The organism is Streptomyces sp. NPDC001056 (assembly GCF_053598955.1).
In genome coordinates, this window is record NZ_JBSFLI010000041.1 from 1 (window position 1) to 19,887 (window position 19,887).

A 19,887-nucleotide genomic window follows, 5' to 3' on the forward strand; every position below is an offset into this window, starting at 1 on the left:
CGCAGATCCGGGAGTTCGTCCAGCTCCGGAATGCGCCAGGGCTCGGAGCCGTTGGCCAGGTAGCCGTCCGACAGCAGCATCACCGGGGTGCGGTACGTCAGCGCGATCCGCGCCGCCTCCAGGGCCGCGTCGAAGCAGTCCGCCGGGGTCTTCGGCGCGACGATCGGCACCGGCGCCTCGCCGTTGCGCCCGTACATCGCCTGCAACAGGTCCGCCTGCTCGGTCTTGGTCGGCAGACCGGTGGACGGGCCGCCGCGCTGGATGTCCACCACCAGCAGCGGCAGCTCCAGGGAGACCGCCAGGCCGACGGTCTCGCTCTTGAGGGCGACACCGGGGCCGGACGTGGTGGTCACCGCCAGCGAACCGCCGAACGCCGCGCCCAGCGCCGCCCCGATGCCCGCGATCTCGTCCTCCGCCTGGAAGGTCCGCACGCCGAAGTTCTTGTGCTTGCTCAGCTCGTGCAGGATGTCCGAGGCCGGGGTGATCGGGTACGAGCCCAGGAAGAGCGGCAGATCCGCCTGCCGGGAGGCGCTGATCAGGCCGTAGGCCAGGGCGAGGTTGCCGGAGATGTTCCGGTAGGTGCCCACCGGGAAGGCCTTGGCGGCCGGGGCGACCTCGTAGGAGACCGCGAAGTCCTCCGTGGTCTCGCCGAAGTTCCAGCCGGCGCGGAACGCGGCGATGTTCGCCGCCATGATCTCCGGCTTCTTCGCGAACTTCGACTTCAGGAACTTCTCGGTGCCCTCGGTGGGCCGGTGGTACATCCAGCTCAGCAGGCCGAGGGCGAACATGTTCTTGCTGCGCTCGGCCTCCTTGCGGGAGAGGTCGAACTCCTTGAGCGCCTCGACCGTCAGGGTGGTCAGCGGCACGGGGTGCAGGCCGTAGCCGTCCAGCGAACCGTCCTCCAGCGGCGAGGCGTCGTAGCCCACCTTCTGCAGGGCCCGCTTGGTGAACTCGTCCGTGTTCACGATGATCTCGGCGCCGCGCGGCAGATCGCCGATGTTGGCCTTCAGCGCGGCCGGGTTCATCGCGACGAGGACGTTCGGTGCGTCGCCCGGCGTGAGGATGTCGTGGTCGGCGAAGTGGAGCTGGAACGAGGAGACGCCGGGCAGGGTGCCGGCGGGTGCGCGGATCTCGGCGGGGAAGTTCGGCAGGGTGGAGAGGTCGTTGCCGAAGGAAGCGGTCTCCGAGGTGAAGCGGTCACCGGTGAGCTGCATGCCGTCACCCGAGTCCCCCGCGAACCGGATGATCACCCGGTCCAGGCGGCGCACATCCTTCGTGCCGCCCGGTTTGCGCTGCTCCCCGACGACGGATCCGTCGGTCTGCTCCGTTGGGCTGCTGACCTGGCTGGTCACTGAACTGGACCTCCTTCGAGGCGGCTGTCCGGGGCGTGGTCGTCCCACGGACCATCCCAGGATCAACCCTACGTCGGTTAGGGTCGCCTTCCCGAGGTCATCCGCAGATTGGGATGATGTTTCGAGACGACGTGTAGCGCTGACATGTCAGGGCTTCCTTCCCCGGTTCCACCCCCCGCTCTCCTGCCGGGCACCCCTCTTTCCCACGGAAGCCGGATGCTCTGACACGGCCCTGACGCCAGGCCCCGCCGACCCGGCGCCGAGGACGCCGTCAGGAGTTCAGGTAGGTGAGCACCGCGAGCACCCGCCGGTGGTCCCCGTTGCTCGGCGCCAGCCCGAGCTTGAGGAAGATGTTGCTGACGTGCTTCTCGACCGCGCCGTCGCTGATGACCAGTTGCCGGGCGATCGCCGAGTTCGTGCGCCCCTCCGCCATCAGCGCCAGCACCTCGCGCTCGCGCGGGGTGAGCTTGGCCAGCACGTCCTGCTTGCGGCTGCGGCCCAGCAACTGCGTGACCACCTCCGGGTCCAGCGCCGTACCGCCCTCGGCGACCCGCACCACCGCGTCCACGAACTCCCTGACGTCCGCCACCCGGTCCTTGAGCAGATAGCCCACGCCCCGGGTGGAACCCGCCAGCAGCTCGGTCGCGTACCGCTCCTCCACGTACTGCGACAGCACCAGCACCCCGAGCCCGGGATGCGTCCTGCGCAGGGACACGGCCGCCCGCACCCCCTCGTCGGTGTGCGTCGGCGGCATCCGCACGTCCGCCACCACCACATCCGGCAGCGCGCCGTCTCCGGCCAGATCGGCGATGGTCTTCATCAGCCCCTCCGCGTCCCCGACCCCGGCCACCACCTCGTGTCCCCGGTCGGTCAGCAGCCGGGTCAAGCCCTCCCGGAGCAGCACCGAGTCCTCGGCGATGACCACCCGCACCCTGTCCTCCACGATCCTTCGCCCCCGTCCTGCCCGGTCCCGTGGCGACGTCCGCCGGGGACGCGCCTTCGTACGAGGCCAAGCATTCCAGGAATCGGCACACAGCGTGCCACGCCCTGTGGATAACTGGTCGAGTGCCGGTGTATCCGCTGGTCAAAAGCCAGTTGGCCGTCGAGCGGCTCGGCCGAGACGCCGATCCTCCGCTGGTGGGTCTCCGGTCCGCCACTGGGCGGCCGCTGATCGGAGTGCTGGTCAGCCGCGCCAGGGCAGTTCCGCTATCACCCGGGTCGGCCCGCCCGCCGGGGAGTCCACCAGGAGGATGCCGTCCACCGCGTCCAGGCGGCCCTTGAGGCCTGCGAGGCCCGAGCCGGCGGCGGCGTCCGCGCCGCCCACGCCGTCGTCGGTCACCTGGAGCATCAGCCGGTCCTCCGAGCGCCACACATCGACCGTGGCGGAGTGCGCCCCGCTGTGCTTGGCGACGTTCTGCAGCAGCTCGCAGACCGTGAAGTAGGCGATGCCCTCGATGGCCGGCGCGGGGCGGGACGGCAGGTCGACCTCCACCCGGACCGGCACCGTGCACCGGGACGCCACCGCCGACAGGGCCGCGTCCAGGCCCCGGTCGGTCAGCACGGCCGGGTGGATCCCCCGGGCGAGGTCGCGCAGCTCCTGGAGCGCCGTCTTCACCTCGCCGTGCGCCTCCTCCACCATGCGCGCCGCCGCCTGCGGGTCCTCCCGCATCTTCTCCTTCGCCAGCCCAAGATCCATCGCGAGACCGACCAGCCGGGCCTGCGCACCGTCGTGCAGGTCGCGCTCGATGCGGCGCAGGTCGGCGGCGGCCGTGTCCACCACGACGCCCCGGTCGGACTCCAGCTCCACCACCCGCTCCGACAGCAGCGACGGGCCGAGGAGCCCCCGCACCAGCAGCCCGTCCACCGTCGTCAGGGCACGGACCAGCCAGGGCAAGGCCAGCGTGAACAGCAGCCCGACCAGCGCGGTCACGGTGATCTCGAAGGGGTTGTCGAGGTAGATGCGGTGGTGATCGTCGCCGTACAGCTGGACACCGCCCTGGCCCACGTACGCCGGGAAGACCCAGAACCACAGCGGGTAGGTCAGCAGGGTCCAGCCCAGCGTCCAGAGGGTCACCGTGACCGTGAAGGTGAACACCGCCCAGGGGAACTGCACCAGCGTGTACAGCAGGCTCCGCCAGGAGGCGCCGCTCTTGAGGACCGCGCCCATCCAGGCCAGCGCGCCCGGCTTGCCCACCCGCAGCGGCTCCGGACCGGGCACGTCCAGGTCCAGCAGCGCCCGTGCCCGCGCCCGCTCCAGCGCGCCGAAGCCCCGGCAGCCGACCAGGGCCGCGGCGAGGACGGGCACGCCGAGGAAGGTCACCAGCAGGCCCGCGCCCAGCGACACCATCGTCACCGTCCAGGTGAACAGCACCACCGAGACCGGCAGGCTCAGCAGGACGTAACCCAGCTCCCGCCAGGCACGGGCCTCGAACGGCGCCCGCAGCGCCAGGGGGCTCCGGGGACGGTGGCCGCGTCCGGGGATTCCAGGGGTTCCGGCGGGACGGCCGAGGTGCGGGCCGTGTCCGTACCGGCTTTCGTCGCCGCCGGGCTCGTAGCCCCGGCCGTATCCGCCGTGTCCGTACTCCGTGGCCATCGATGTCGTCCCGTTCTCCTCGTCCAGCGGCGGTTTCAGCCGTACCTCAAGAGTCGTGCGTCGCGCCTTCCCGGACCATGGAGTCCGTCGGCGTCCTCGACCGGGGGTTTTCCCCACCCCCACCCGACCCCAGGGGCCCGAAGGGCGTCCGCGGAGCGCTGCCGTCCGCGGAGCGCTTCCTCCGCTACTTCTCCCGGTCCCGCCACGGCAGTTCGGCGGTGACCACCGTCGGGCCGCCGGCCGGGGACTCGACCGCGAACAGGCCGTCCACGGCGCCGAGCCGGTCCGCCAGGCCCCGCATCCCGCTGCCGCCGTCCAGACGGGCGCCGCCCCGGCCGTCGTCGTGGACCTGGATCAGCAGCCGGTCGTCGGCGCGCCACACGTCGACCGAGGCGGACCGGGCCGCGCTGTGCTTGCTGACGTTCTGCAGCAGCTCGGAGACGGTGAAGTAGGCGATGCCCTCGATGGCCGCCGCCGGACGGTCCGCGAGGTCCACGGTCACCTTGACCGGCACCGTGCAGCGGGAGGCGACCGAGGAGAGGGCGGCGTCCAGGCCCCGGTCCGTGAGGACGGCGGGATGGATGCCCCGGGCCAGGTCGCGCAGCTCCTGGAGGGCCAGCTTCACCTCGCCGTGCGCCTCCGCCACCATCGCCGCGGCGGTGTCCGGGTCCTCAAGCAGCTTCTCCTTGGCCAGGCCCAGCCCCATGGCCAGGTTGACCAGCCGGGCCTGGGCACCGTCGTGCAGGTCGCGCTCGATGCGGCGCAGGTCGGCGGCGGCCGTGTCCACCACGACGCCGCGGTCCGACTCCAGTTCCGCTATGCGGCGTTCCAGCTCGTCGGAGGGGGACAGCAGGCCGCGCACCATCGCCCGGTCCACGTTGGCCAGGCCCCGGGCGAGGTACGGCAGCGCGGGCCACAGCACGAACAGCGAGATCAGCACGGTGCAGAAGGTGAGGATGCCCCAGGGCAGCCGGATCGCGTCGTACAGCAGCGAGCGCCAGCCCACCGGGTCCTTCAGCGCCGTCCACGCCCGCTGGAGCATGCCCCCGCCGCGGGCGAGCGGCAGCGGCGACGGCTCCTCCACCCGGACCCCGAGCAAAGCCCGGGCCCGCGCCCGCTCCAGCTTCCCCACCTGCCGGGAACCCAGCAGCGACAGCGCGAGCAGCGGCAGGCCGACCACGGTGAGGGTGAGGGCGCCGCCCACCGACAGCACGGTGATCGCGTAGACGAAGCCGAACACCGTCATCGGCAGGTTCAGCAGGAGGTGCGCGATCTCCTTCCAGGTGTGCACGTCGTAGGCCGGCCTCGGGGGCGGGAAGCGGTCGGTGCCGTCGGGCCCGCCGGATATGCCGGGGCGGTCGGGGCCGTCGTACCGGTCGGCGGCGGAGCTGGGAGCGGTCATACCGGACAGCCTGCCCAATGCCGCACCCTCCGCGCCATGCGGTACGCCGCCCTCCGCCCACGGGGGAAAACCCCACCCCGGGCCATGTCAGGGGCACTCCGCACAGGGCCGCGCCCGCCGGCCCGGGGGGAGCGAGGCGCCGGACCCGCCGCCGTACCCGCGCCGCCCCTGGCGTCTCCCGGTGCGACTGCCTGCTTACCGTCCCTTTATCAGGGCCTAGACTCCCGTGCGTACAGGTCACGAGGTCAGGGAGCGAGGGACGGACGGTGCGGGAGACGCTGGGGGACTCGACCATCGCCGCGACGCACGTCGTCACCGCGGCCGGATACTTCCGGTCCTACTCGGCCGTGGGGCTGCTCGCGGTCGTCGGCGTGCTGTTCGTCGCGGTCGCGTTCGGCGCCGGCCGCCTGCTGCGCCCCGTAGTGCCCACCCCCGAGAAACTCCTGACCTACGAGTGCGGCGTCGACCCCGTCGGCGAGGGCTGGGCCCACACCCAGGTCCGCTACTACGTCTACGCCTTCCTGTACGTGATCTTCGCGGTCGACTCGGTCTTCCTGTTCCCCTGGGCGACGGTCTTCGCCGCCCGCGGCTACGGCGCGACGACCCTCGTGGAGATGTTCATCTTCCTCGGCTTCCTCGCCGTGGGCCTGCTGTACGCATACAAGAAGGGCGTCCTGGCATGGACGTGACCCCGGACCCCGTTCACCTCCCGGAGCCCAAGCGGCTGGGGGCGCTGGCCCGGCTGGCCCCCGAACCCATGAAGGTGGTCCTCAACTGGGGCCGCCGCTACTCGCTCTGGGTCTTCAACTTCGGCCTCGCCTGCTGCGCGATCGAGTTCATCGCCGCGTCCATGGCCCGGCACGACTTCATCCGGCTCGGAGTCATCCCCTTCGCGCCGGGTCCCCGCCAGGCCGACCTGATGGTGGTCTCGGGCACGGTCACGGACAAGATGGCCCCCGCCGTCAAGCGGCTGTACGAACAGATGCCCGAACCGAAGTACGTCATCTCCTTCGGTGCCTGCTCCAACTGCGGCGGCCCGTACTGGGACTCGTACTCCGTCACCAAAGGCGTCGACCAGATCATTCCCGTCGACGTGTACGTGCCCGGCTGCCCGCCGCGTCCCGAGGCGCTGCTCCAGGGCATCCTCAAGCTCCAGGAGAAGATCGCCGCCGAGTCGCTGGGGGAGCGGTACGGCCACGGGGCCGGCCGGCCGTCCGCGGCCGCGCTGCAGAGCGGTCTGGTACGGCCGCCCGCCCCGGCCAGCGAGGAGGGCGCGCGATGAGCACGGTCGGCTGGCTGCCCGCCCCCGCGGAGGAACTGTTCGGCGCGGAGGCGGTCGCCGAGGAGTCGTACGAGGTCCTCGCGGTGGACGTCCCGCCGTCCGCCTGGCTCACCGCGCTGGAGACGGCCCGTACGACGTTGACCTGCACCTACTTCGACTGGCTCAGCGCGGTCGACGAACCGGGCGCGGGCTTTCGCGTGTCCGCCCACGTCGTGGCCCTGAACCCGGTCCGCCGTCTCCTCCTCCGTACGACCGTGCCGCACTCGGCGCCCGTGCTGCCGTCCGCCGTCGGGGTGTACGCCGGTGCGGCCTGGCACGAACGCGAGACGCACGAGATGTTCGGCGTGACCTTCGAGGGCCACCCGGGGCTCGCACACCTGCTCCTCCCCGAGAACTTCGAGGGCCATCCCCTGCGCAAGGACTTCGTCCTCGCCGCCCGCGTCGCGAAGGCCTGGCCCGGCGCGAAGGAACCCGGCGAGTCCGAGCACGGCGGCCCCAAGCGCCGCCAGATGCTGCCGCCGGGCGTCCCCGACCCCAACGAGTGGGGGCCCCTGAAGGGCCAGCTCCCCGCCGCCCCGGCCCGCGCCGCCGGCGACCGTCCGGCACGACGCACCCGCACAGCGGCGGAGGGCTCCGCGGGCCGGCCGGCCGCGACGGAGGGCGCCGCCCCGGCTCGGCCGCGGCGGACGCGGAGCGCGAGCGAGGGTTCGGCGAGCCAGGCGGCGGAGAGTGCCGCCGCCGGTGCTCCGGCTCGGCCGCGGCGGATGCGGAGCGCGAGCGAGGGTTCGGCGAGTCAGGTGGCGGGGGAGCGCGAGGAGTCGGCGGCCGAGGGCGATGCCGCGCGGCGCGCGGCGGAGGGTCCCGAGGCCGAGGCCGAGGCCGCGGTGGCGCACGAGCCGACCCCGGCACCGGCCCGCCCCCGTCGTGCCCGCAGCGCCTCGGGGGGCTCGGCCTCGCAGCGCGCCCCGGAGCCCCCGGCGACCGAGACGGGGGAGGAGCCCTCGGGTTCCGGCAGCGCCGAGCGCCCCGCCCGTCGTACGACGCCGCGCAGCTCGGACGCCCCGTGGCACCACGCCCGCCCGGCGTTCGACGAGCCTGCCGAGCCGGGGGCTCGCGAGGCGGCCGAGCGAGATGCCGTGGAACCGCATGAGGCCGCCGAGCGGCAGACCGTCTCCGAGCCGTCTGGGCGGGGCGCGTCGCAGCCCGCCGGTGAGCCGGACACCGGTGCCGGGCAGTCCGGGTCACCGGAGCCCGCCCGGGGGCCGGAGCCCGCCGATGCGGGTGAGGCGGCCGAGGCGCGGCCCGCGCGCGAGCCGTCGGAGTCGGCCGAGTCGCATCCGGCTTCGGAGCGGCCCGAGCCGCGGCCCACCGAACCCGCCGAGCCGCGGCCCGTACCCGAGCCTTCGCGACCGGAAGAGCCCTCGGAGTCCGCCGAGCCGTCGCGACCGGACGGGTCCGAGCCCGCCCCCGACCGACCCCCGGCCGCCCCCGCCCCCGACCGACCCCCGGCCGCCCCCGCCCCCGACCACCAGCCCGAAGTCCCCCCGACCGACCCCCCAGGAGGCCCGCAGTGAACGGCGCACTCGACGTCGCCCTGCGGCTCGTGGCCGTGTTCGTCGTGTTCCTCACCTTCCCGCTGATCGTGGGGCAGACCGAGCACAAGGTCATGGCCCATATGCAGGGGCGGCTCGGGCCGATGTACGCGGGCGGCTTCCACGGGTGGGCCCAGCTGGTCGCGGACGGGGTGAAGTTCGCGCAGAAGGAGGACGTGGTGCCGGCGGAGGCCGACCGCCGGGTCTTCCAGATCGCGCCGGCCGTGGCCCTGCTGCCGTACCTGCTCGTCCTGCTCGTCATCCCGATCGGCCCGAGTGAGGGCGCCGTCGGACAGGCCCTGGACGCGGGCGTGTTCTTCGCGCTCGCGGTGATGGGCGTCGGCGTGCTCGGTTCGCTCATGGCCGGGTGGGCGAGCGCCAACAAGTTCTCCCTGCTCGGCGGCCTGCGCACCGCCGCCCAGCTGCTGGCCTACGAACTGCCGATGCTGCTCGCCGCGGCCTCCGTCGCGATGGCCGCCGGCACCGTCTCCCTGCCGGGCATCCTGCACGCCTTCCACTGGTGGTGGCTGCCCTGGCAGCTCATCGGCGCGATCGTCTTCTTCGTCGCCGGACTCGCCGAACTGCAACGCCCGCCGTTCGACATGCCCGTCGCCGACTCGGAGATCATCTTCGGCGCGTACACCGAGTACACCGGCCTGCGCTTCGCCCTGTTCCTGCTCGCCGAGTACGCCGGCATCGTCGTCCTGTGCGGTCTGACCACCGTGCTCTTCCTGGGCGGCTGGCACGGCCCCTTCGGCGCCGACGGGCTCGGCTGGGTCTGGACGCTGCTGAAGGCCGCGATCCTCGCCTTCGTCGTCATCTGGCTCCGCGTCACCTACCCGCGGCTGCGCGAGGACCAGCTCCAGAAGCTGTCCTGGACCCTCCTCGTCCCCCTCTCCCTCGCCCAGATCGCCCTCACCGGCATCGTCAAGGTGGTGATCTCCTGATGGCTGCGTCGCTCCCGCCCACCCGGCCCCGCATCCCCGGCTCCGGCCTCGCCAAGGGCCTGGCCGTCACCCTGCGCACGATGACGAGGAAGCACGGCACCGAGCAGTACCCGGACACCCTGCCCGAACTCCCGCCCCGCACCCGGGGCGTGATCGGCCTGTTCGAGGAGAACTGCACGGTCTGCATGCTGTGCGCCCGCGAGTGCCCCGACTGGTGCATCTACATCGACTCCCACAAGGAGACGGTCCCGCCCGCGGCCCCCGGCGGCCGCGAGCGCAGCCGCAACGTCCTCGACCGGTTCGCCATCGACTTCTCCCTGTGCATGTACTGCGGTATCTGCATCGAGGTCTGTCCCTTCGACGCGCTGTTCTGGTCCCCGGAGTTCGAGTACGCCGAGACCGACATCCACGAACTCACCCACGAGCGCGACAAGCTCCGCGAGTGGATGTGGACCGTCCCGGCCCCGCCCGCGCTCGACCCGGGCGCGGAGGAGCCGAAGGAGATCGCCGCCGCCCGCAAGACGGCCGAGAAGCTGGCCGCCGCGGTCCAGGCCGAGGCAGCCCAGGCGAAGGCCGCGCAGACCGACGCCGCGCCGGCCGGCCCCGAGGAGGGCGACGCATGAGCCCCGCCCCCGCGCTGGGCCTCGCCGCGGCCCCGCACGGCTTCCTCTCGCCGACCGGCGTCGAGATCGCCTTCCTCCTCGTCGGCCTGGTCACCTTCGGTGCCGCGCTGATCACCGTCACCACCCGACAGCTCGTGCACGCCGCGCTGTGGCTGGTGGTCGCGCTCGGCGGCCTCGCCGTGGAGTACCTGCTGCTCACGGCCGAGTTCATCGCCTGGGTGCAGGTCCTGATCTACGTCGGTTCCGTCGTCGTGCTCCTCCTGTTCGGGCTGATGCTCACCAGGGCCCCCATCGGCCGCTCCCCGGACGCCGACTCCGGCAACCGCTGGGCCGCGCTGGCCGTCGCGGTCGCCGCCGCCGTCGCCCTGGTGTGGGTGGTCGCCGACGCCTTCCGCACGACCTGGATCGACCTGACCGGACCGGCCGCCGGGACCACCCGCGTCACCGGCGCGAGTCTGTTCCGGTACTGGGTGCTGCCCTTCGAGGCCCTGTCCGTACTGCTCCTCGCGGCCCTGGTCGGCGCGATCGTCCTGTCCCGCAAGGCCAAGGCCGACACCCTCCCGGAAGCGAACGGCACGACCCCGGCCGTCCCCTCCGCCCGGAAGGACGGCGCCCGCTGATGCACCTCGTCTACCCCGCCGTACTCTCGGCTCTCCTCTTCAGCACCGGCCTGTACGGCGTCCTCGCCCGCCGCAACGCGATCCTGGTCCTGATGTCGGTCGAGCTGATGCTCAACGCCGTCAACCTCAACCTGGTCGCCTTCGACGTCTGGCTCGGCCGCGCCGCCCGCGACAGCCTGCACTCGGGCCAGGCGCTGACCCTGTTCACCATCGCCATCGCGGCCGCCGAGATCGGCATCGGCCTGGCGATCGTGCTCGCCGTGTACCGCAACAGCGGCACCTCCGACATCGACAAGCTCCGCGACACCGCCGAAGGCCCCGACGGCGCGGAACCGGGTGCCGTCGCGGCACAGAAGACCGAGGCCACCGCGTGACCACGACCACCCTCGCCGTACTCGTCCCCCTCCTGCCGTTCCTCGGCGCCGCGGCCGGGCTGCTGCTCGGCCGCACCGCGCCCGGGTTCGTGCGCCCGCTCGCCGTGCTGCCGCCGCTGGCCTCGCTGGTGCTGGCCGCGCTGGTCGCCGTACGCCAGGGCGGCGGCCCGGCCCTGGACGCCCACACGGAGCTGACGCCCACCGGTTCGGTGCCCGTCGAACTGGCCCTGCACATCGACGGCTTCGCCGCGCTCGTCGCGATCCTCGTCGCGTTCGTCGCCGCCTGCGTGCAGATCTACTCCACGGGCTATCTGCGCGACGACCCGCGCTACCCCTCGTACGCCGCGCTCGTCTCCCTGTTCACCTCCGCGATGCTGCTCGTCGTCTACTCCGGCGACCTGATCGTGCTGCTGGTCGGCTGGGAGGTCATGGGCATCTGCTCCTACTTCCTGGTCGGCCACTACTGGGAGACCCCCGAGGCCCGCGCCGCCTCCCTCAAGGCCTTCCTGGTCACCAAGCTCGGCGACGTGCCGTTCCTGATCGGCCTGTTCGCGCTCGCCACCGACGCCGGCTCCTTCCGCGTCACCCGCGTCCTCGGCACCGTCGCGAGCGGCGGCCTGCACCACCCGACCCTCGTCGCGCTGCTGCTCCTCGCGGGCGTGGCCGGCAAGTCGGCGCAGTTCCCGCTGCACACCTGGCTCCCGGACGCCATGGCGGGCCCGACGCCGGTCTCGGCGCTGATCCACGCCGCCACGATGGTCGCCGCCGGTGTCTACTTCGTCGCCCGTCTCCTCCCGGTGTTCGAGGCGTCCCAGGCCGCGATGCTGGTCCTGGCCGTGATGGCCGCCGTCACCATGACCGGCTCCGGTCTCGCCGCGCTCGCCCAGGACGACATCAAACGCGTCCTCGCCTACTCGACCGTCGGCCAGCTCGGCTACATGACCGGCGCCCTCGCCGTCGGCGACCGCGGCGCCGCCGTCTTCCACCTCCTGGCCCACGGCGCCTTCAAGGCGCTGCTGTTCCTCGCCGCCGGTGTGGTCATCCACGCCGCCGGCACCAACTCGCTCGCCGCCATGTCCCGCATGCGCGGCCTGCGCGAGCGCGTCCCGGACGCCTACTGGACGATGACCGTGGCCCTGCTCGCGCTCGCCGCGATCCCGCCGTTCAGCGGCTTCTTCTCCAAGGAGTCCGTGCTCGGCGCCGCCGAACACGCGACCCACGGGGACACCGCGCACGTGCCCGGCGCGGCGGGCTGGCTCGTCCTCGTCGCCGGCCTGGTCACCGCCGTACTCACCGCCGCCTACGCCACCCGGCTGTGGCTGCTGGCCTTCCACGGCCGGGGCGCCGAGGCCCCCGACCACGGCCGCCAGCCGCTGACCATGACCGTGGTCCTGTGGGTCCTCGCGGTGCCCTCCCTGGCCTTCGGCGGGCTCGCCTACCGCGCGCTGCCCGGCTGGTTCGACGGCAACCCCCTGACCCCCACCCCGCTCACCTCCATCCTGGGCACGGGTCTCGCCGTGGTCGGCGCCCTCCTCACCTACGGCGTCTGGCAGCGCACCACCCGAAGCCTCGTCAGCCCCCCGCTCGGCGCGGTCGCCGCCCACCCCGGGGCCGACGCCGGACTGGTCGAGGCCGAGGCCATCGCCACCCACATCCCGGCCTACGGCGACATCGCCTACGCCCCCGACCCGGCGGACCCCGGACGGGCGCTGCTCGGCCCGCTGCACCGGCACGCGGCCGTCGGCTTCCACCTCGACGCCGTCTACGCGGCGCTGTTCGTCCGCCCGGTGCGGGCGGGAGCGAGCCTCGTCCGCTTCCTCGACCGGGAGGTCGTGGACACCTACGTCGGCGCCGCCGGCGCGCTGCCCCGGTTGCTCGGGGCCGCCGTACGCCGCGCCCAGACCGGCAATGTGCAGACCTATGTGAGCGCGCTGCTCGCCGGCACCGTCGTCCTGGCGGTCGCCGTCGTCCTCGTCGCCACGGGAGCGTGAGCAGGCGTGATCGATATCAACGAGTCCGTGATGCGGTTCCTTCTGGCATTCGTCGTCGTCGGCCCGCTCCTCGGCGCCGTCGCCGTCCTCCTCCCGGCCCCGCCCGGGCTGAAGGGGAAGTCCCCCGAGCAGTCCGTGCTGCGCCATGGCGTCACCGTGACCGGCGTGATCCTCGCCGCCGCGATCCTGCTCGCGCTCGGCTTCGACCACCACCATCCGTCGAGGATGCAGGCCACGACCGACATCAGCTGGATCCCCGCGCTCGACGTGCGGATCCACCTCGGCATCGACGGCATCTCCCTCCCCCTCGTCGTGCTGACCGCGCTGCTGACCTTCCTGTGCGCGCTGTACTCCTACTTCAAGCCGCCCACGGGTCCGTCCCCGAAGGCGTTCGTCGCCCTGCTGCTCCTGCTGGAGACCGGCACGCTCGCGACCTTCGCGGTGCTCGATCTCCTGCTGTTCTTCCTCGCGTTCGAGACCGTGCTGATCCCGATGTACTTCCTCATCGCCCGCTGGGGCGGCGAGGGGCGGACCCGGGCCGCGTGGAAGTTCATCCTGTTCACGCTGCTCGGCTCCGTCGTCATGCTGCTCGGCCTGCTCCTGATCGGAATCAAGGCGGGCACGTTCGACATGGTGGCACTCGCCACTGACAACGGCCGGTCCCTGACCGCCTCCGTGCAGGTCATCGCCGTTCTCGCGATCGGACTCGGGCTCGCCGTCAAGACCCCGATGTGGCCGCTGCACAGCTGGCTGCCCGACGCCCACACCGCCGCCCCGACCACCGGCTCGGTGCTGCTCGCCGGCGTCCTGCTGAAGATGGGCACGTACGGGTTCGTACGGATCCTGCTGCCGGTCGCGCCGCACGGTTTCCGCACCTTCGCGCCGTACCTCGCCGCGTTCGCCGTCGTCGGGATCATCTACGGGTCCCTGGCCTGTCTGGCCCTCGCCAGGCAGGGCGCGAAGGGCGATCTCAAGCGGCTGATCGCCTACTCCTCCGTCGGCCACATGGGCTTCGTCCTCCTCGGCATCGCCACCATGACCCCGACCGGCGTGAACGGCGCCCTGTTCGCCAACATCGCCCACGGCCTCATCACCGGCCTGCTGTTCTTCCTGGTCGGCGCCCTGAAGGACCGCACCGGCAGCACCGACCTCGACACGCTCGCCCTTCCGTCGCCCGACCGCCGCCCCGTGACGAGCGGCTCCGCCGCGCCGGATCAGTCCCGGGCCGGACTCGCCCTGTACGGCAAGGCCCCCCGCCTCGGCGGCCTGCTCGCCTTCGGCGCCGTCGCCTCCCTCGGACTGCCCGGACTCGCCGGGTTCTGGGGCGAGATGCTTTCTCTGTTCGCCGCGTTCGAACCCGCCGCCGGCCTCAGCCGCCCCGCCTTCCTCACCTTCATGGCGATCGGCGCCTTCGGCACCCTGCTGACGGCCGCGTACATGCTGATCGTGGTCCGCCGGGTCTGCATGGGCGGCGCCGAGAGCGAGGCCCCGAAGCTCGCCGACGTCCAGGGCTACGAGTTCGCCGCCTGGAGCCCGCTCGTCGCCCTGACCGTCGTCGCCGGGCTGTGGCCGCGGGCCCTGCTCGGCCTGACGGACCCGGCCGTGCACCAGCTGCTCGCAGGAGGCACCCGATGAGCGCCCAGCCCTTCGCCCAGCCTCTCGCGGAGTCCGCCGGGTCGCTGGCCCACCCCCTCGGACAGCCCCTCGCCGCCTCGCTCGTCCAGTCCGTCGACTGGCTCGCCGTCGCCCCGCCCCTGATCGCCGCCGTCGTGGCGCTCGGCGTGCTCGTCGCCGACCTCTTCCTTCCCGAGGCCCGCAAGGCCGTCCTCGGCTGGATCTCCGTCGCCGGGCTCGCCGCCGCCGCGCTGATGCTGCTGCCCCTCCTGGACGGCGAACGCGCCACCTTCTGCCTGAACGGCACCCCGCGCGCGTGCAGCTACACCGCCGACCACTTCACCCTCGTCATCCAGTTCCTGGTGCTCGGCGGGGCCCTGCTCGCGGCCCTGCTGTCGGTCACCACCCTGGACGACGACCGGCGGTGCGTCCCGCCGGGGGAGTTCTGGTTCCTGCTGCTGTCCGCCACGGCCGGCGCCGCCCTGCTGCCCGCCTCCCGCGACCTGGCCACCCTGATCGTGGCCCTGGAGGTCGCCTCCCTGCCCGCGTTCGCCCTCGTCGGCATCCGGTACGGCGACCGACGGTCCTCCGAGGCCGCCCTGAAGTTCTTCCTGTCCTCGGTCACCGCCACCGCGGTCAGCCTGATGGGCGTCAGCTTCGTCTACGCCTCCACCGGAACCCTCTACCTCACCCAGGTGGCCCACCGTCTTCCGGACACGGCCGGCCAACTGCACACCCTCGCCCAGGCGGGCGTCGTCCTCACCCTGATCGGCTTCGCCTTCAAGGCGGCAGCCGTGCCCTTCCACTTCTGGGTGCCCGACACCTATGTGGGTGCGCCGCTGCCCGTCGCCGCCTACTTGTCGGTCGTCGGCAAGGCGGTCGGTTTCTCCGGCCTGATCCTCGTCACCGTCGTGGCCTTCCCGTCCTACGCCGATGTCTGGGGCCCCGCGCTCGCCGTCCTGGCCGCGCTCACCATGACCGTCGGCAACGTCGGCGCCCTGCGCCAGCAGGCCACGCGCGCCCACAGCGCCGTACGACTGCTCGCCTGGTCCTCCGTCGGCCAGGCCGGCTATCTCCTCGTACCGATCGCGGCGGCCGGGTACGTCGAGGACGCGCGGAAGGCGATCGGCTCGACCGTCGCGTACGCCCTCATGTACGCCGTCGTGAACCTGGGCGCGTTCGCGGTGGCCGCGGTGGTGGGCCGCAGCCGCGCCCGGAACCGGATCTCCGACTACCGGGGCCTGTACGCCACCAACCCGGTGACCGCCCTCCTCCTGGCCTTCTTCCTGCTCTGCCTGGCCGGGCTGCCGCCGGGGATCATCGGCCTGTTCGCCAAGGTCACCGTGTTCTCGGCGGCCGTCGACGCGGGCCTCGGCTGGCTCGCGGTCGTCATGGCCGTCAACGTGGTGATCGCCCTCTTCTACTACCTCCAGTGGACGGCCCTGCTGTTCCGCGCCCCCGAGGGCGAGGCTGTTCGGCACCGGGTCCCGGCCCCGCTCACGGCCGCGATCGCGCTCGCCGGGGTGGCCGGCGTGGCCCTCTCGGGGGCGCCCCAGCTGGTGCTGCGGTTCGCGGCCACCGGGCTCTTCTGAGGGAGGCCGACCGGGCTCTTCGGCGTAGGGGCGCGGACCGCGCGCCTACGAGGAGGCGGGCCGGCTCGGCGGGGGCGCCGACCGTGTTCCCCCGGAGGGGCCGGCCGCGCCCCTCCGGGCGGCCCGGCGGGCGCCTCCGGGCGGCCCACGGCGCCCTTCCGAGGGTGCCCGGGAACCCCGTCACTCCTACGGCCGCCGTGTGCGCCCCCGCCCACCTGGGAACTTGCGACCCTCGCCTGGCGTTGACCAGAGCGGGAGGGTCCACTGGACCGAAGGGTTCCCTGCCGCATCACTTGGAGGGCGTACCGTGCACCGCCGGCACAACGGGCTCAGGACCGCAGTACTCCTCGGGGGACTGTCGGCGCTCATCATCGTCATCGGCAGCTTCTTCGGCCGCACCGGACTGATCGTGGCGCTGCTGGTCGCCCTCGGCACGAACGCGTACGCGTACTGGAACAGCGACAAGCTGGCCCTGCGCGCGATGCGGGCCCGCCCGGTGAGTGAGTTCGAGGCCCCGCAGTTGTACCGGATGGTCCGCGAGCTGTCCACGCAGGCCCGCCAGCCCATGCCCCGGCTCTACATCTCCCCGACCGAGGCCCCGAACGCCTTTGCCACGGGCCGTAATCCGCGCAACGCGGCGGTGTGCTGCACCGAGGGCATCATGCGCCTGCTGGACGAGCGCGAGCTGCGCGGGGTCATCGGGCATGAACTGAGCCATGTCTACAACCGGGACATCCTCATCTCCTCGGTGGCCGGCGCGCTCGCCTCTGTGATCATGTTCCTGGTGAACTTCGCCTGGCTGATCCCGATCGGGCGTTCGGACGACGACGAGGGCCCCGGCCTGCTCGGCATGCTCCTGATCATGATCCTGGGCCCGCTCGCCGCCACGCTGATCCAGCTGGCCATCAGCCGCTCCCGGGAGTACGAGGCGGACGCCTCGGGCGCCCAGCTCACCGGCGACCCGCTCGCCCTCGCGAGCGCCCTGCGCAAGCTGGAGATCGGCACGCAGCAGTTGCCGCTGCCGCCCGAGCCGCGGATCGAGACCGCGAGCCACATGATGATCGCGAACCCGTTCCGTCCGGGGCAGGGGCTGTCCAGGATGTTCTCCACGCACCCGCCGATGGCGGAGCGGATCGCGCGCCTGGAGGGCATGGCGGGGCGCAGGCTCTGAGGGGCCCGCGCGGCACTGGCTCCGGGAGGCCGCGGGGCACTGGCTCCGACAGGCCGCGGGACGCAGCTCCGACAGGCCGCGGGGCACTGGCTCCGACAGGCCGCGGGACGCAGCTCCGACAGGCCGCGGGGCACTGGCTCCGAGGGGTGCGGGCTGCCGATCGTACGATCGGAATCTCGGCTCCTCATGAGGTGCCGGTCGACCAGGCATACGGCCGGTCGGCAGGGCCGCTCGCCTACAGGGCCAGCGCGAGCGCCGCCCCCAAGCCCCCGAGGCCGAGCGCGATGGCCGCCTGGGGCCACCCGCCCCCGCCCCACCGGAAGAACCGGTCCAGCGCGAGCCGGCCGGGCCCGATGGCCGCGACGGCCAGGGCGACGACGATGACGGCGATGTTGTACTCCACCCCGCCCCGGTCCACCCACAGACCGTGGGCGGCGGTCACGGTCACCATGGCGTTGATCATCACACCCACGAGGGCGGCGGCCGCGAGCGGAGTGAACAGGCCCGCGGCGAGGCCGAGGCCGCCGAGGAACTCGGAGAGCCCGCCGAGGCACGCGAAGAACCGCCCGGGGCGGTAGCCGAGCGACTCGAACCCCTTGGCGGTGGCGGTCAGCCCCTGTCCGCCGAACAGTCCGAAGAGCTTCTGGGAGCCGTGTCCCGCGAGGAACAGCCCGAAGGTCAGCCGGAGGAGCAGCAGCCCGCAGTCCCCGGCGCTCACCCCCGTACGGTCGGCGCCCTGCCGGGTGGCCGACGGCGCGGCGGCGGTGCTCGGGCCGGTGTGGTGCCTGGGCATCGGAAAACTCCGTACGGATGCCGGAATGTGCACTTCCCCCAAGCCTGGACAGGCGTCCTACCCCCATGACCGTCCCCGTACCGATGATTGCGGAGATACGGCGCCCGCGCACATCGATCAGCGGCTTCCGAACGCCTGGTCCGTCCGGACGATCTCGCGGCCCAGCGGCATCAGTGAGATCGGGATGAGCTTGAGGTTCGCCCAGCCGAAGGGGATCCCGATGATCGACAGGAACAGCGGGATGCTGGTGATCAGGTGTTCGAGGGCGAGCCACCAGCCCGCGAAGATCACCCAGATGACGTTGCCGATGACCGAGCCGGTGCCGGCGCCCGGCTTCTCCACGGCGGTCCGCCCGAACGGCCACAGCACGAACCCGGCGATGCGCAGCGAGGCGATGCCGAACGGGATCGTGATGATCAGGACGAAGCAGATCAGCGCGGCGATCAGGTAGCCGATCGACAGCCAGATGCCGCAGAAGAGCAGCCACAGGATGTTGAGCAGCAGGTTGAACACCTTCATGATCGGCACCTCTCAGGTCACTCCACCGGGGCTTCCCTGTCGCCACGAGTATCCAGTCGGTCAGCCCTTCGAGCGGGCTCCTCGGCGCCCCTGTGGCGCGATCGGGGGGCGTTCCCGGACGAACGCCTGACCTGCGACGGCAACCGGGCGGAGGTTTGCCGGCGTCCTGTTCACCAAGACGGCACCAACGCGCGCACGGCGAACCGCTGATCCTTCACCAAGGTCTCACGGGCGCGGGTAGTGCGCACCGGGCGCGAAAGGGCAGGGTTCGCGGTATGGGCATCATCGCTTGGATCATCCTGGGGCTGCTGGCCGGGGCCATAGCCAAGTTCCTGCTGCCGGGACGTGACCCCGGCGGCCTCCTGGGGACGACCGTCATCGGCATCGTGGGCGCGTTCGTCGGCGGCTGGATCTCGTCCCGCTGGCTGGGCCACCCCATCAGCAAGCACTTCTTCGACGGTGCCACCTGGGTCGCGGCCATCGGTGGCTCCCTGGTGCTGCTGATCGCCTACCGCCTGGTCTTCGGCAACTCCCGCGACTGAGCACCGCCCCGACGGCACGGAAGGGCGGGCGCCCGTGAGGGGCCCACCCTTCTCTCCGTTCTTCTCCCGGTTTCCTACCGGTAGTTCACGAACTGCAGCGCGAAGTCGAAGTCCTTGCCCTTCAGGAGGGCGATCACGGCCTGGAGGTCGTCGCGGCTCTTGGAGCTGACGCGCAGCTCGTCGCCCTGGACCTGAGCCTTGATGCCCTTGGGACCCTCGTCACGGATGATCTTCGCCACCTTCTTGGCGTTCTCCTGGGAGATGCCCTCCTCGATCGAGGCGAAGATCTTGTACTCCTTGCCGGACAGCTGGGGCTCACCCGCGTCCAGCGACTTCAGGGAGATACCGCGCTTGATCAGCTTGGACTGGAAGACGTCGAGGACAGCCTTCACCCGGTCCTCGGAGTTCGCCTCCATGAGGATCTTCTCCCCGGACCACGAGATCGAGGCGCCGACGCCCTTGAAGTCGTAGCGCTGGGAGATCTCCTTGGCGGCCTGGTTGAGGGCGTTGTCGACCTCCTGCCGCTCGACCTTCGAGACGATGTCGAAACTGGAGTCGGCCATGTCCTGTGGCTCCTTGTATCGGGGTGCGTGTCGGTGCGTTCCGGCGTGCGCGGCGGCGGCCGCCGAGCCCGGCATCCTGCCGGGCCGCATCCGCACCAGCCTAGCCACCCCGGGACCCGAGAGCGGGAGATCAACCGGGTGGCGAAGCACCCCCGTGCATCGGGTATTGTTTACGTCGTTGCCGGGGAACACCGCCGAAAGCGGGTTCGATTGGCAGCAAACTTGGCGGTGTGCCCGAGCGGCCAAAGGGAGCAGACTGTAAATCTGCCGGCTCAGCCTTCCCAGGTTCGAATCCTGGCGCCGCCACAGTGAGGGAA

General features: G+C 72.3%; 19 protein-coding genes and 1 tRNA gene. 13 read left to right on the forward strand and 7 right to left on the reverse strand.

Features of this window, described 5'->3' with window-relative positions:
* From ACWDD7_RS32675 to ACWDD7_RS32690, 4 genes are all read right to left on the reverse strand, one after another.
* A partial coding sequence (locus ACWDD7_RS32675) for a 2-oxoacid:acceptor oxidoreductase family protein (protein WP_450460044.1) occupies positions 1-1,352 on the reverse strand: 1,352 nt, incomplete at its 3' end.
* A gap of 271 nt (positions 1,353-1,623) precedes the next feature.
* Entirely contained in the window at positions 1,624-2,283 is a 660-nt protein-coding gene (locus ACWDD7_RS32680; protein ID WP_351880608.1) for a response regulator transcription factor, read from the reverse strand.
* 252 nt (positions 2,284-2,535) lie between these two features.
* A complete protein-coding gene (locus ACWDD7_RS32685; RefSeq protein WP_450460045.1) occupies positions 2,536-3,945 on the reverse strand; it encodes a sensor histidine kinase in 1,410 nt (469 codons plus the stop codon).
* A 184-nt stretch (positions 3,946-4,129) separates the two neighbouring features.
* Positions 4,130-5,347, reverse strand: coding sequence for a sensor histidine kinase (locus ACWDD7_RS32690; protein WP_351880599.1), 1,218 nt, complete (start codon positions 5,345-5,347; stop codon positions 4,130-4,132).
* A gap of 266 nt (positions 5,348-5,613) precedes the next feature.
* Between ACWDD7_RS32690 and ACWDD7_RS32695 the strand changes: the two genes are divergently transcribed.
* From ACWDD7_RS32695 to htpX, 11 genes are all read left to right on the forward strand, one after another.
* Positions 5,614-6,036: an NADH-quinone oxidoreductase subunit A gene (locus ACWDD7_RS32695; RefSeq protein WP_351880596.1), complete on the forward strand. Its 423-nt coding sequence runs from the start codon at positions 5,614-5,616 to the stop codon at positions 6,034-6,036.
* Complete coding sequence (locus ACWDD7_RS32700; RefSeq protein WP_450460046.1) at positions 6,027-6,629, forward strand: NADH-quinone oxidoreductase subunit B; 603 nt, start codon at positions 6,027-6,029, stop codon at positions 6,627-6,629. The genes ACWDD7_RS32695 and ACWDD7_RS32700 overlap by 10 nt, the downstream gene beginning before the upstream one ends.
* A complete protein-coding gene (locus ACWDD7_RS32705; RefSeq protein ID WP_450460047.1) occupies positions 6,626-8,203 on the forward strand; it encodes an NADH-quinone oxidoreductase subunit C in 1,578 nt (525 codons plus the stop codon). The genes ACWDD7_RS32700 and ACWDD7_RS32705 overlap by 4 nt, the downstream gene beginning before the upstream one ends.
* Positions 8,200-9,168 carry a complex I subunit 1/NuoH family protein gene (locus ACWDD7_RS32710; protein ID WP_351876754.1) on the forward strand — a complete coding sequence of 323 codons (969 nt, stop codon included), beginning with the start codon at positions 8,200-8,202 and terminating at the stop codon, positions 9,166-9,168. Before ACWDD7_RS32705 ends, ACWDD7_RS32710 begins: the two co-directional genes overlap by 4 nt.
* The gene (locus tag ACWDD7_RS32715) at positions 9,168-9,791 is read left to right on the forward strand and encodes a NuoI/complex I 23 kDa subunit family protein (RefSeq protein WP_450460048.1); all 624 of its coding nucleotides are present in this window, start codon (positions 9,168-9,170) and stop codon (positions 9,789-9,791) included. The genes ACWDD7_RS32710 and ACWDD7_RS32715 overlap by 1 nt, the downstream gene beginning before the upstream one ends.
* On the forward strand, positions 9,788-10,411 hold the full coding sequence (locus tag ACWDD7_RS32720; RefSeq protein WP_351876756.1) for an NADH-quinone oxidoreductase subunit J family protein: 624 nt from the start codon (positions 9,788-9,790) through the stop codon (positions 10,409-10,411). Before ACWDD7_RS32715 ends, ACWDD7_RS32720 begins: the two co-directional genes overlap by 4 nt.
* On the forward strand, positions 10,411-10,785 hold the full coding sequence (gene nuoK, locus ACWDD7_RS32725) for an NADH-quinone oxidoreductase subunit NuoK (protein ID WP_450460049.1): 375 nt from the start codon (positions 10,411-10,413) through the stop codon (positions 10,783-10,785). Before ACWDD7_RS32720 ends, nuoK begins: the two co-directional genes overlap by 1 nt.
* On the forward strand, positions 10,782-12,776 hold the full coding sequence (locus ACWDD7_RS32730; protein WP_450460050.1) for an NADH-quinone oxidoreductase subunit 5 family protein: 1,995 nt from the start codon (positions 10,782-10,784) through the stop codon (positions 12,774-12,776). Before nuoK ends, ACWDD7_RS32730 begins: the two co-directional genes overlap by 4 nt.
* Before the next feature lie 6 nt (positions 12,777-12,782).
* A complete protein-coding gene (locus tag ACWDD7_RS32735) occupies positions 12,783-14,411 on the forward strand; it encodes an NADH-quinone oxidoreductase subunit M (RefSeq protein WP_450460051.1) in 1,629 nt (542 codons plus the stop codon).
* Positions 14,408-15,982 (forward strand): NADH-quinone oxidoreductase subunit N, encoded by a 1,575-nt coding sequence (locus ACWDD7_RS32740; protein ID WP_450460052.1) that lies wholly within the window; start codon positions 14,408-14,410, stop codon positions 15,980-15,982. Before ACWDD7_RS32735 ends, ACWDD7_RS32740 begins: the two co-directional genes overlap by 4 nt.
* Positions 15,983-16,289: 307 nt before the next feature.
* Positions 16,290-17,153, forward strand: a complete 864-nt coding sequence (gene htpX, locus ACWDD7_RS32745) for a zinc metalloprotease HtpX (RefSeq protein WP_450460053.1) — start codon at positions 16,290-16,292, stop codon at positions 17,151-17,153.
* Positions 17,154-17,388: 235 nt separating this feature from the next.
* On the opposite strand, the gene ACWDD7_RS32750 is transcribed toward htpX, so the two are convergent.
* Positions 17,389-17,946 (reverse strand): DoxX family protein, encoded by a 558-nt coding sequence (locus tag ACWDD7_RS32750; protein ID WP_450460054.1) that lies wholly within the window; start codon positions 17,944-17,946, stop codon positions 17,389-17,391.
* 117 nt (positions 17,947-18,063) lie between these two features.
* Positions 18,064-18,465, reverse strand: coding sequence for a YccF domain-containing protein (locus ACWDD7_RS32755; protein WP_351876763.1), 402 nt, complete (start codon positions 18,463-18,465; stop codon positions 18,064-18,066).
* Positions 18,466-18,740: 275 nt separating this feature from the next.
* On the opposite strand from ACWDD7_RS32755, the gene ACWDD7_RS32760 reads away from it, so the two are divergent.
* Positions 18,741-19,007: a GlsB/YeaQ/YmgE family stress response membrane protein gene (locus ACWDD7_RS32760; RefSeq protein ID WP_351876764.1), complete on the forward strand. Its 267-nt coding sequence runs from the start codon at positions 18,741-18,743 to the stop codon at positions 19,005-19,007.
* A gap of 74 nt (positions 19,008-19,081) precedes the next feature.
* Here ACWDD7_RS32760 and ACWDD7_RS32765 read toward each other — a convergent pair whose 3' ends face one another.
* Complete coding sequence (locus ACWDD7_RS32765; protein WP_351876765.1) at positions 19,082-19,570, reverse strand: YajQ family cyclic di-GMP-binding protein; 489 nt, start codon at positions 19,568-19,570, stop codon at positions 19,082-19,084.
* A 224-nt stretch (positions 19,571-19,794) separates the two neighbouring features.
* On the opposite strand from ACWDD7_RS32765, the gene ACWDD7_RS32770 reads away from it, so the two are divergent.
* Positions 19,795-19,876: transfer RNA gene (locus ACWDD7_RS32770), tRNA-Tyr, on the forward strand.
* Positions 19,877-19,887: the final 11 nt, after the last annotated feature.

Excerpts from the sequence above, each read along its gene's own strand:
- ACWDD7_RS32765 (WP_351876765.1), bottom strand. The coding sequence starts at position 19,570 with ATGGCCGACTCCAGTTTCGACATCGTCTCGAAGGTCGAGCGGCAGGAG.
- ACWDD7_RS32690 (WP_351880599.1), bottom strand. The coding sequence starts at position 5,347 with ATGACCGCTCCCAGCTCCGCCGCCGACCGGTACGACGGCCCCGACCGC.
- ACWDD7_RS32700 (WP_450460046.1), top strand. The coding sequence starts at position 6,027 with ATGGACGTGACCCCGGACCCCGTTCACCTCCCGGAGCCCAAGCGGCTG.
- ACWDD7_RS32720 (WP_351876756.1), top strand. The coding sequence starts at position 9,788 with ATGAGCCCCGCCCCCGCGCTGGGCCTCGCCGCGGCCCCGCACGGCTTC.
- ACWDD7_RS32760 (WP_351876764.1), top strand. The coding sequence starts at position 18,741 with ATGGGCATCATCGCTTGGATCATCCTGGGGCTGCTGGCCGGGGCCATA.
- ACWDD7_RS32740 (WP_450460052.1), top strand. The coding sequence starts at position 14,408 with ATGAGCGCCCAGCCCTTCGCCCAGCCTCTCGCGGAGTCCGCCGGGTCG.
- ACWDD7_RS32750 (WP_450460054.1), bottom strand. The coding sequence starts at position 17,946 with ATGCCCAGGCACCACACCGGCCCGAGCACCGCCGCCGCGCCGTCGGCC.
- nuoK (WP_450460049.1), top strand. The coding sequence starts at position 10,411 with ATGCACCTCGTCTACCCCGCCGTACTCTCGGCTCTCCTCTTCAGCACC.
- ACWDD7_RS32705 (WP_450460047.1), top strand. The coding sequence starts at position 6,626 with ATGAGCACGGTCGGCTGGCTGCCCGCCCCCGCGGAGGAACTGTTCGGC.
- ACWDD7_RS32755 (WP_351876763.1), bottom strand. The coding sequence starts at position 18,465 with ATGAAGGTGTTCAACCTGCTGCTCAACATCCTGTGGCTGCTCTTCTGC.
- ACWDD7_RS32715 (WP_450460048.1), top strand. The coding sequence starts at position 9,168 with ATGGCTGCGTCGCTCCCGCCCACCCGGCCCCGCATCCCCGGCTCCGGC.
- ACWDD7_RS32685 (WP_450460045.1), bottom strand. The coding sequence starts at position 3,945 with ATGGCCACGGAGTACGGACACGGCGGATACGGCCGGGGCTACGAGCCC.